We start from the raw sequence: 11,105 nt of genomic DNA on the forward strand, positions 1-11,105 counted from the left end.
AACTATCTTTTCTGACAAGGTACAAGCACGTCTTTTTATTAATCAACGAGTCCAGCTATTCCTACGCTGCAAGGCATTGAATATCATGACTGCTCTTGGTATGCCGGACTCCTATGTTGTTGAGTAAATCCTGAATACACTGGGTGAAAACTATCGTGTTCGGGATTTACTCAACAACGCCATTTTCAATCAATTTACAAAAACTAAATTTTCAAACCTATCAAAAATACTTATATATTGGTTTTTGAAAACTGAAGCATTGTAAATTCAATGTAAATTGAAAATTGATCATTGAAAATTAGTTGTCATTGTAAGCTCTAAATTTTCCGGTTTTGGTTTTACTTATCATAATCTCCCCCTTCCGTAACCCCACATGTACCGTCGCCGGATCATGTTCCAAGATAAACACAGCAAGCGGAGATTCTATGTGGTCTTCGATTATTTTTCGTACTGCGCGAGCCCCTTGTTCCGGCTTGTCTGATTTTTTGGCGAGCCATGGGATTACAGAAGCTTCAACCGTCAACTGTACGGAATGCGCAAGATGTTTTTGTAAACTGGCAATTTGCAGTCCAACTATGGCGGTAATATCTTTTTCGTCGAGCGGCCTAAATAGCACAACGTGATCAATGCGGTTTAACACCTCGGGACGCATGAATTCTTTGAGCTTTTCAGTTATTTCTGCCTCCATGGTAGTCGTGGTGTCGGAGGTAAAACCAAGTGCCTTGCTCGCGAACCATCTCTCGGTGCCAATATTAGAGGTAAGAATGATTATGGTATTTGAGAAATTAACACGTTTGCCATGAGCATCTGTCAAAGCTCCTTCATCCAAAATTTGCAACAATGTGTGCAGCACTGCCGGATGCGCTTTTTCTATCTCATCAAAAAGTATAATGCTGTATGGGTTTATGTGCACCCTGTCTGTTAACTGGCCGCCTTCCTCGTGGCCAACATATCCAGGAGGAGAGCCAATAAGCCGTGAGACGCTGTGTGGCTCACTATATTCTGACATATCAAGCGTAATTAGGTTTGGCGGAGAGGAAAGTTGCGCGTGTTTTGGTGAAAGTGTGCGCGCAAGGATCTTGGCAAGCTCGGTTTTGCCCACGCCGCTCGGCCCAACAAAAAGGAATGAGCCCAAAGGGCGTGGTCCTGCTTGAATGCCAGATTTGTTTCTTCGCAAGATTGAGGCGACAGTTTTCACTGCTTCTTTTTGGCCGACTATGGCAGAGTCGAGCTCACTCTCCAGCGCCAAAAAACGCGCACGATCTTTTTGATCCAAACGTTCAATTGGAATACCGGTAGACTCCGAGACTACCTCGCGTATCGTATCCTCTGTCACTATCGGATAAGCAGACTCATCGCGATCACCCATTGATTTTTTCAGTTTGGTAATTTCCGCCGTCAGTTCCATCTCATGATTTTTAAGCACAACAGCCTTTTGATACTGCTGAAGGAAAAGCGCCTCTTCTTTTTTTCGGTTAGTGGCTGTTTTTTCTCGTTCTAGCGCTGAAATGTAAGAAATGGCATTGCGTACTTGCGGCGTGCGGCTGCGCACGCGGCTAGCCGCTTCATCCAGCAAGTCTATAGCTTTATCTGGCAGTGCGCGACCGTAAACGTATCTTACTGAAAATTCCACCGCAGCGTTTATGGCTTTGGGGGAAATGCGTACATTGTGGTGCTCTTCATAAAGAGGTTTTATTGCGTTAAGCGTCTGTACGGATTCGGCAGATGTTTCTTCGTTTATCGTGATAATTTGAAAACGTCGCTCCAGCGCGCGGTCTTTTTCAATATATTTTTTGTATTCCTCAAAAGTTGTGGCGCCAATACAGCGGATGGTGCCGCGTGCCAGTGCCGGTTTTAGGATATTTGCCGCATCAAGCGAACCCTGCGCTCCGCCAGCGCCAATTATGGTATGTATTTCATCAATAAACAGTATGACATCTTCATTCGCAGCTTCCTTTAACAAATCGCGCATGCGGCCCTCAAATTCGCCTCGGAACATAGTATCGGCTATAAATGAACTCAAATCTAAAGAATAGATACGCTTATGCAAGAGTGTGTGCGGAACGCATCCCGCAACAATTTTTTGAGCGAGACCGTTTACCAGAGCTGTTTTTCCAACACCCGGATCGCCAAGAATCAAAGGATTATTCTTGGTCCTGCGCAAAAGAATTCGTATTAGGCGATCCATTTCCGTTTCGCGGCCTATAAGCGGGTCAATTTCATTTTTTTCCGCGCGCGACACCAGGTCTTCGCAAAATGATTGCAGCGCTGATTTGGTAGCAGCAGAACGCTGAGGACGACTATCTTGTCCTTCAAATTCGGGGAAAAACGGAAGTTCGGGGAAATCGTTTTTAGTCGGGTTTCCATAGCGGTTTCTGGTTTCTTTATCTAGCGGAGGTGGAAAAACGCTGTCATTGATGGCATGAGAGGCAAGAGAAGAAAGACGTTGTGAGCTGGAAAAAAGATCATCCAGCTGTATTTTCAGTTTCTTGCATTGGTTGGCAGACAGCGGCGCGCTTGGTCCCTCAAGTATGGCATATAGCAAATGCTCGGTGCCTACATACGGCTGGCCGTATTCCATGGCGATAACAAGAGAGCGTTTGAGTATTTTTTGTAGGCGGATAGATGGATTAGACCCCTTCAACTGATTAGACCCTTTAGACAATCTCGGGGCGAGCAAGCTCCCATCAATTCTATTCGGGGCAGGCAGGGCAAGCGAGCTCACCATAAACGGTTGCGATGCAGAAGGAGTATGCCGCGCCAGCCCTTTTTTGTTCACTTGACGGGCTTTTCGTTTTACCAAAGTAAGCAGGCGTGATGTCGGTATTCTTTCCATTGAAAGCATTGTTCTAGCCAGCGCCCCGTGCTGAAGAGCTAGAGCATATAAAAGATGCAGAGGATGGGTTTCTCGAGTAGAGTTGCCGGTAGAAAACGGGTAGCGTGCTGCAACGGCAGCGGAATTGACAAGTGCCTCATTTGCTCGTTTAGTTAGGCGTTGCCTGAATTGTTCCGGAAGAAAAATAGGACCCATTGCGAGGTGATTAAGAATGAGTGCATGGTAGCATAGAGGGGAGGATTTTCAAGCGTGGCATTTTATCTCAAATTTCAAATGTCAAATCGCAAAACTGAATCTAAAATCTTAAAACTTTTCCGTAGATTGAAGATTTGAGTTATAGCTTTGCGTTTTGCGATTTGATATTTGAGATTGCCATATGTGTATAACTATCCTCGTGCGCTACTTTGCAATAGCTGGTATAATATATGTATGAATTCTAGAAATCACTGTAGTCGCGTGGTGGAATTTAAGGTACCCCGCTCTATTGGAGCGGGATGATTGATTTTGCGAACGCGCTGTTGCGCGTGGCAAAATCTAACCATATGATTTGGAATCCTTTTCAGCAGAAAATTGAATCTGTTCTTGGTATTGACTTAGGCACTTCATCGGTCAAGCTTGTTGAAATTTCTCATTCTGGAGGAGAGAAGAAATTAATAAACTACGGTGAATTTATCGGAGGTGCGGTAGATGGGGTGGTTCAAACAAGCACATTAAAGATTCCCGACAGTCAAATCGCTTCCATCATTCAAGAAATTATTGGGGCTACTAAAATCACAACGCGAGATGTCGTGGTAGCGATACCTGTATTTTCTAGTTTTTCAACAATGATTGAGTTTCCTACCGTTTCTCCAACCGAGCTTGAGCAAGCAGTAATTTATCAGGCAAGGCAATATATACCCATTCCTCTTGTAGAAGTGAAAATAGATTGGCTTCCGATAGATTTTCTTTCAAATACCAAAACAACAAAAGTTCTTGTTATCGCTGTTCCCAATGACGTGATAAACAAATATTATAGATTATTAGAAGCGGTCAAGCTTAATCTTGTTGCGCTTGAATTGGAGACATTCAGCGTAGCTCGCGCGCTAATTAATGAAAATCTTGCACCTACAATTATCCTAGATATGGGCGGGCACAGTACCGATATTTGTATTTCAGAGAAAGGTATCGTGGCCGTTCACCATAACTCTTCTTTGTCTGGATCAGAATTGAGCAAAGTTATTTCGCGTGGTATGGGAGTTAGTCTCTCAAGGGCTGAAGAATTAAAAATACAAAAGGGACTAGCGGGCGATGCGCAAATAGCAGATTTGTTGATTCCGCTTATAAATACCGTCCTCGCGGATGTGCAAAAAATTGTGCAAGATTATAAACGTCAGGGAGGCAGTGAACCGACTTCACTCATTCTTACTGGCGGTTCATCTCGTTTGACTGGATTGGGGGATTATATTCAAAAAATTCTTAATATCAAAACAGTTACCGGCGATTCATTTGCCCATCTTTCTTATCCGTCTGTATTAAAAGATGTTACGCAGGATATTGGGCCTTCGTTCAGTGTAGCAATAGGGCTTGCGTTAAGAAGTATTTTATAAACTAGATGGTATTATAGTAGTAAGTAGTGGTAGGCTTCAATGCGTCAATGGCGCATTCTACTCACTACACTCACTACTCACCATGACCATGCCAATCAGCATTATTCCCAAAAAAAAGCCGGAGAGCCCATCGGGGCTTGCTGCTATTTTTGCTATTATTCAGCAAAATCTATTTCTTATATTTGGGGTTATCGCATTGCTAATTATTGGTAGTGCATACGGCGTGCTATATTCTCTTTCTCAAAACGATCAAAAAAAATTAGACGATGCAAAGAATGCCTACTTGCAGCTCGTGAGCCCGGAAACTATTAAGCAAAATATAGATGCACGAGAGTTTGCTGGTCGCGCCAATCAGCTGCAATCTTTACTTGATTCGCATCATCAACCATCACGGATATTTCCTTTAATTGAGTCTTCCCTCCATCCGCTGGTTGTTCTTGATGAATTAAGTTTTGAATACTCATCATCACAGATAAAAGCGAGGGGTAATACAGATAGCTATAAAATTCTCGCGGAACAGCTTGTATTGTGGAACGCGACAAAAAATATTACAAGCGTGCATCTAGAAAATTTTCAGCTTGGCACAGATGGTCGATTGGTCTTCTCTGTAACATTAAAAACAGATCCATTATTTACTATTCCAAAGAAATAGTTGACTATTATGTTCTCTCTTAAGAACATCATTACCTTATTATTACTAGGCGCTTCAGTGGCCGGAGTGTATTTTGGTATTATACCAGAGTGGGCATCAATTAAAGATAAAAACGCGCAAATTCAAGAGATAGATGCGGCAACTACGATTGCAAAAAATCAGCGCGATGAGCTTGAAAGTGCAATCTTGTCTTATAAGAAGCTAGATCGTTCTATAAAAGATCGGGTTATAGCCGCCCTACCCACTAATACTGATACGCCCAATGTCCTTACTATATTGGATCGTGTTGTTGCTGATAGCGGACTTGCAATTAGTAAAATTTCTTTGCAAGATACGCGGGAGAAAACAACAAGAACTTCGGCCGCTCCATTACAGCAACAATCCGAAACCCCACAAGATGGCTTGAAAAATATTATTTTCGGAGTTTCCGCGACAGGAGATTATATTTCTATAAAACGCCTTGTTTTAAGTCTGGAAAATTTACTTCGTCTTAATGACATCGATTCATTCACCGTTGTCCATGTGAAGGAAGAAGGGAAAGGAAAAGAAGGCCCACCATTTCGAGATGCAAATCTTCTAGAAATAGAATTGCAGGGGACGATGTATTCGTTACCCTAAGGCGTACTTCAGTAAATAATTTGTATTTATGGCACTTATTGAACAACAAAAACGGCAGCAAACATTGATTATAGGTTTAGTTGTTATAGTGGCAGCCACGGCCGTGGTGCTTTACTTTGGCAAATTCAGGCAACAAGGAATCTCGGTAGAGGTTAGCGCCCCATTTGCTTCACAGACTATTTCAACATTTTCATTGCCGCAGAATCTCTTTACCAATAAAACTTTCCTTAACCTGACAATGTATCCACCAGTCGTAGCCCCATCTTCTGTTGGGAGAGAAAACCCGTTTAAGTAATATCAAAGTCCAAATGACAAATTTCTCAGCCAGAGGCTGATCCGCCTCAGGCGGAAAATCATCTACCAATGTCAAATGTCAGAATATGAAGATTTCGGCATTTGAAATTTGTAATTGATTTGTCATTTGAAATTTGGATTTTGACATTTTAATACTCATGTCTTCTTTCGATCAAAAAATTCTTAATGCGTTGGTTGAGCGTAAAGCATTGGACGCTGCGGGCGCGGAGCAAATTGTAAAAAAGGCGGAGCAAGCCAATGTTTCAGTAGAAGAAGTTATTTTGGGTGAAGTTAAAATTTCTCCCGATGATTTTTTGCAACTTAAAAGTGAATTAAGCGGTGTATCTTCATGGAAGATGCCGGAAGGTTATGAGGCTTCGTCAGACTTGCTGCGCCAAATTCCGGAAGATGCCGCAAAGCAATACCAATTCGTACCACTGGAGCAGAAAGAAGGTACTTTGCTTGTCGGCATGGTTAATCCTCAAGACTTAAATGCCCAAGAAGCTTTGCGCTTCGTAATGCTTCGCAGTCCACTCGTGCCCTCAGCGGTGGTTATTATACAAGAGGATTTTAAAAAAATTCTGGGTCGGTACAAAGACGTAGCTCGCGAAGTATCTAATGCCCTAGCTGGTTTTGAGGCAGAGATTGAAGGGGAAAAGGAGCTAAAAGAGGAAGTTGCACCAGCAGAGGTTTTCAAAGAAGCTCCAATTATTAAAATCGCGACTGTTATTCTTAAGCATGCGGTGGAGGGCAAAGCATCTGACATTCATATTGAACCGCTTCAAGAGCAAACTCGCGTGCGATTCCGCGTGGAGGGGCAGATGTTTACAGGTCTTTTATTGCCAAGCACGGTGCACAACGCTGTAGTGGCACGCATTAAAATTCTTGGCGGAATGCGCATTGACGAATCACGCATACCGCAAGACGGCCGTTTTCATATGGAATTGGATGGCGCGGAGGTTGATTTTCGCGTTTCAACCTTCCCCACTACATTTGGAGAAAAGGTAGTGATGCGCGTATTAACGGCTGCGACAGCTCTGCGCGATTTACCGGCCCTCGGCCTAATGAATAAGAATCTTTCCCTTGTACAGCAGGCTCTGCTTCTTCCATATGGCATGATACTTGTTTCCGGACCTACAGGATCTGGAAAATCAACAACACTTTACGCTCTTCTTAATCTTTTACCTAAAGAAAAAGTTAATGTGGTAACGCTTGAAGACCCTGTAGAATATCGCATTGAAGGTTTTAATCAATCAGAAATTAAAGAAGAGATAGGATATACTTTCGCATCTGGGCTGCGTAATATTTTACGTCAAGACCCAGACATTATCATGGTCGGTGAGATTCGCGATGAGGAAACCGCGGAGCTTGCAACGCATGCCGCGCTCACCGGACACCTGATGTTTTCAACAATACACACAAATAATGCAGTTGGTGTGATTCCGCGTTTGGTTGATATGGGAGTTGACGCATATCTTTTGCCGAGCGCTTTGGCGTTGGCGCTTGCCCAACGCTTATTACGAAAACTTTGTGAATATTGTCGCAATCAAGAAGAAGCATTGCCCGCAATCGCTAAAATAATTGACGAAGAAGTGGCGAAGCTTCCTCAGGACGTTCGCGAAACTATTAATATAAAGAAACCGATTATGATTTGGAGGGCGCCTGGCTGCACGCAATGCGGAAGGACCGGCTACAAGGGACGAATTGGTGTTTTTGAGGTTTTGCCTATATCGGAGGAAATTAAAAAGATTATCAGCGAAGGTACCGTGCAAGAATGGCGCGTAGTAGAAGAGGCGCGAAGGGAAGGGTTTGTTACATTGCGCCAAGATGGTATCATTAAAGCATTGCAAGGTCTTGTAACCATTGAAGATGCTTTGCAATTTGGAAAAGCAGAGGAAGCCGCGTAGATAAGAGTGCCTTGTGAATAATGAAGTTTTCGTTGGAAGGGGCGCGTATGTGTGATGGCCCAGACCCCCGCCCAACCACCATCATACATACGCGCCCTTTCCATAAAAAGTTATATAAATTCAAATCTAAATAAATTTACTTGCAATATGGGATACAAAATTCTTCTTGTTGAAGATGATGAATTTCTTTCAGATATTTATTCTACAAAGTTCCGTAATGCAGGATTTGAGGTTGATGTAGCCAAAGATGGTGCATCCGGTTTGCAGAAAGTACGAGAGGAGAAACCGAACGCTGTGCTTTTAGATATAGTCATGCCGCGCATGGATGGGTTTGAGGTGTTGCACTCAATTCGTCAGATTTCGGATCTTGCAGGGGTAAAAGTCGTTATGCTGAGTAATCTTGGTCAGCAAGAGGACGTAGAAAAAGGTATGAAGCTAGGCGCCGACGCATACATTATAAAAGCGCACAATACGCCTACGGAAGTTGTGGCAAAGGTAAAAGAATTGCTTAACGCATCAGCCCGAGGCTGATCCCCGCCAGAGGCGGACAGGCCCGCCAGAGGCGGGCAGGCGCCTTGGGCGGAAAATATAAAATATCAATCTTATGCCAAAAAGTATAGTTAATTATGACGCGACAGTAAAAGAGCTTTTACAGATTGCTGCCAGGCAAGAAGCATCTGATTTGCATATTTCCGTTGGTCGCCCCCCCACATTACGCATTGACGGTAAGCTTGTGCCTATTTTGGATCAACCGACTTTAATGCCAACAGATACCGAAGGTTTGGTAATGGCAGTAATGAAGGAGATACAGAAAGATATCCTTCATAAAAATGGTGAGGTAGATTTTTCATTTATGCTGCAAGACAGCACGCGTTTTCGCGTTAATATATATAAGCAATCCGGTTTTCTTTCTGGTGCTTTTCGTTTAATTCCCGCCAAGATCCGCACACTAGAAGAATTACAATTACCACCGATTCTGCACCAATTTACTAAATACACCCAAGGTTTTTTTCTTGTTGTGGGCGCATCGGGACAGGGTAAATCAACTACACTCGCCGCTCTTATTGATGAAATCAACCATACGCGCACAGAGCATGTCATCACTATTGAAGATCCGATAGAATATCAATTTGTTCAGCATCGTTGCATTATTGATCAACGCGAAGTACATCAGGATACATTAAGCTTTGCTTCGGCGCTGCGCGCCTCTTTGCGTGAAGACCCGGATGTTATTATGGTAGGAGAAATGCGAGATCCTGAAACAATTTCCACTGCAATTACCGCAGCTGAAACGGGCCATTTGGTATTTGCAACATTGCATACCAACAACGCGGCGCAAACAATAGATCGTATAATCGACACATTTCCTCCGGGGCAACAAAGCCAAGTGAGATCACAGCTTGCGCTTACTATTCTCGGCGTACTCTCTGAGCGTCTAATTCCACGCATTGAAGGCGGCCGTTTGCCGGCAGTAGAGCTAATGATTGCCAATCATGCCATAAGAAATCTTATTCGCGAAGAGAAAACATTCGAGCTAAACCTTGTGATTGAAACCAACGTGGATGAAGGAATGATTTCTCTTAACCGCTCGCTAGCGGAGCTAGTTAAGCGTGGCGAGATATCACTCGAAGATGCGGAGAGTTATTCCCTGAATGTGGACGAGTTGAGGATGCTGATCGGATAGAACTAAATTAAAAATTAAAAGTTATAAGTTAAAAGTTACGCCCAGGGTACTTTGAAACTTTGAATCATACTTTTGATTTTTAATTTTTGACTTTTAATTTTGGTTTATGCCCATTTATACATACGAAGCCCGTACTGCAAAAGGCGAACTGCGCACCGGTAGTGTGGAGGCATCCAGTAAAGAAGCAGCGGCAGAAATTTTGCAACAAAATAATTTATTGGTCACCACTCTTCAGGGGCAAGAAGAGGCGCCCTTCTATACTCGCGGCGTCACTTTTTTTAGAGGCATTAAAACGCAAGATGTCGTTATTTTTTCGCGCCAGCTAGCGACACTTTTTCAGGCGCAGGTGCCGCTCGTGCCTAGTTTACGAACACTTTCAAGCCAATCCACGAAACCACAGCTAAATGAGGTGATTTCCTCCATAGCCTCTGACGTTGATGGGGGAATGCCCTTTTCTGACGCCTTGTCAAGACATCCTAAAGTTTTTTCTAATTTTTACGTGCAAATGGTTAAAGGCGGCGAGGCATCAGGGAAACTGGACGAAGTTTTGGAATATTTAGCAAAGTACGAGGAAAAACAATATGAATTACAAGGAAAATTGACTGGTGCAATGTATTATCCCGCGTTTGTAGGATTTGTCTTTGTTATTATAATGACTTTGATGCTTGTAGTTGTCGTACCAAAGTTAACTACTATGTTTGCACAAACAGGCAAAGATCTTCCCCTTGTAACAAAAATGCTTATAGGCATTAGTCATTTTCTTACCACCTTTTGGCCGTTGTTAGTGATAGGCACTCCAGTCGCAATATATTTTATCCGTCGCTATCTTAATACGCCAGAAGGCAAGATTTTTTGGGATAAAACAATTCTACGCGTTCCTATCGTAGGCGGTATTGCGAGTAAAATGTATCTGTATCGTTTTGCGGATAACCTAAGTCTGCTTATTTATGGAGGCGTCCCCATAATTAAGGCTTTGAACATTACTTCGGACATTGTGGGAAATACGGTGTATCGTGGTATAATTAAAGACGCAGAGGAACACGTGCGACGCGGTGAAACCATAGCTGGAGCATTACGTGCTTACCCGCAAATTCCGCCGCTTGTAATACAGATGATGTCAGTTGGAGAGCAAACAGGAAAATTAGACTCAATTTTAAAAAATGTATCTCATTTTTATGAGAAAGAAGTTGATACTACGCTAGACAGCGTATCAACGCTTATTCAGCCAGTGATGATTGCAGTAATTGCTCTCGGCGTGGGTCTTCTAGTTGCCGGAATTTACTTACCAATTCTTCAGCTATCAACTCAGTAGGAGGGGTAAGTTATTCACATATATGCTATTTTGCATTTAAAATGTATAATAAAAGGGTCGCATAAATGATAAAATTATATTTAAGTCTTTAACTATGTTAACCAAAAATTTAGAAAGATCTTCTGCTGGTTTTACTCTCATCGAGCTCCTAATAGTAGTTGCTATAATGGGATTACTCGCAACGGCTGTGTATGTGGCTATTAATCCAACAGCAAA

10 protein-coding genes are annotated in these 11,105 nt (G+C 42.8%); 9 read left to right on the forward strand and 1 reads right to left on the reverse strand.

Annotated features, from left to right (window positions below; translation table 11 throughout):
• Positions 1-298 precede the first annotated feature (298 nt).
• Positions 299-3,031: an ATP-dependent Clp protease ATP-binding subunit gene (locus HYV65_03740; protein MBI2463315.1), complete on the reverse strand. Its 2,733-nt coding sequence runs from the start codon at positions 3,029-3,031 to the stop codon at positions 299-301.
• 299 nt (positions 3,032-3,330) lie between these two features.
• On the opposite strand from HYV65_03740, the gene pilM reads away from it, so the two are divergent.
• From pilM to HYV65_03785, 9 genes are all read left to right on the forward strand, one after another.
• Entirely contained in the window at positions 3,331-4,422 is a 1,092-nt protein-coding gene (gene pilM, locus HYV65_03745; GenBank protein ID MBI2463316.1) for a type IV pilus assembly protein PilM, read from the forward strand.
• Positions 4,423-4,504: 82 nt separating this feature from the next.
• The gene (locus HYV65_03750; protein MBI2463317.1) at positions 4,505-5,074 is read left to right on the forward strand and encodes a hypothetical protein; all 570 of its coding nucleotides are present in this window, start codon (positions 4,505-4,507) and stop codon (positions 5,072-5,074) included.
• Between the two features lie 9 nt (positions 5,075-5,083).
• Entirely contained in the window at positions 5,084-5,692 is a 609-nt protein-coding gene (locus HYV65_03755; GenBank protein MBI2463318.1) for a hypothetical protein, read from the forward strand.
• A gap of 28 nt (positions 5,693-5,720) precedes the next feature.
• Complete coding sequence (locus HYV65_03760) at positions 5,721-5,987, forward strand: hypothetical protein (GenBank protein MBI2463319.1); 267 nt, start codon at positions 5,721-5,723, stop codon at positions 5,985-5,987.
• A gap of 157 nt (positions 5,988-6,144) precedes the next feature.
• On the forward strand, positions 6,145-7,893 hold the full coding sequence (locus HYV65_03765; protein ID MBI2463320.1) for a type II/IV secretion system protein: 1,749 nt from the start codon (positions 6,145-6,147) through the stop codon (positions 7,891-7,893).
• A gap of 147 nt (positions 7,894-8,040) precedes the next feature.
• On the forward strand, positions 8,041-8,424 hold the full coding sequence (locus tag HYV65_03770) for a response regulator (protein MBI2463321.1): 384 nt from the start codon (positions 8,041-8,043) through the stop codon (positions 8,422-8,424).
• Positions 8,425-8,497: 73 nt separating this feature from the next.
• Positions 8,498-9,577, forward strand: coding sequence for a type IV pilus twitching motility protein PilT (locus HYV65_03775; GenBank protein MBI2463322.1), 1,080 nt, complete (start codon positions 8,498-8,500; stop codon positions 9,575-9,577).
• Positions 9,578-9,683: 106 nt separating this feature from the next.
• Positions 9,684-10,889, forward strand: coding sequence for a type II secretion system F family protein (locus HYV65_03780; GenBank protein MBI2463323.1), 1,206 nt, complete (start codon positions 9,684-9,686; stop codon positions 10,887-10,889).
• 94 nt (positions 10,890-10,983) lie between these two features.
• Positions 10,984-11,105, forward strand: a 122-nt coding sequence (locus HYV65_03785; GenBank protein ID MBI2463324.1) for a prepilin-type N-terminal cleavage/methylation domain-containing protein, incomplete at its 3' end; no start/stop codon positions are given.

Source organism: Candidatus Spechtbacteria bacterium (assembly GCA_016188605.1).
In the GTDB taxonomy this organism is placed as follows: domain Bacteria; phylum Patescibacteriota; class Minisyncoccia; order Spechtbacterales; family JACPHP01; genus JACPHP01.

Excerpts from the sequence above, each read along its gene's own strand:
- HYV65_03780 (MBI2463323.1), top strand. The coding sequence starts at position 9,684 with ATGCCCATTTATACATACGAAGCCCGTACTGCAAAAGGCGAACTGCGC.
- HYV65_03775 (MBI2463322.1), top strand. The coding sequence starts at position 8,498 with ATGCCAAAAAGTATAGTTAATTATGACGCGACAGTAAAAGAGCTTTTA.
- HYV65_03765 (MBI2463320.1), top strand. The coding sequence starts at position 6,145 with ATGTCTTCTTTCGATCAAAAAATTCTTAATGCGTTGGTTGAGCGTAAA.
- HYV65_03740 (MBI2463315.1), bottom strand. The coding sequence starts at position 3,031 with ATGGGTCCTATTTTTCTTCCGGAACAATTCAGGCAACGCCTAACTAAA.
- HYV65_03750 (MBI2463317.1), top strand. The coding sequence starts at position 4,505 with ATGACCATGCCAATCAGCATTATTCCCAAAAAAAAGCCGGAGAGCCCA.
- HYV65_03755 (MBI2463318.1), top strand. The coding sequence starts at position 5,084 with ATGTTCTCTCTTAAGAACATCATTACCTTATTATTACTAGGCGCTTCA.
- pilM (MBI2463316.1), top strand. The coding sequence starts at position 3,331 with ATGATTGATTTTGCGAACGCGCTGTTGCGCGTGGCAAAATCTAACCAT.
- HYV65_03760 (MBI2463319.1), top strand. The coding sequence starts at position 5,721 with ATGGCACTTATTGAACAACAAAAACGGCAGCAAACATTGATTATAGGT.
- HYV65_03770 (MBI2463321.1), top strand. The coding sequence starts at position 8,041 with ATGGGATACAAAATTCTTCTTGTTGAAGATGATGAATTTCTTTCAGAT.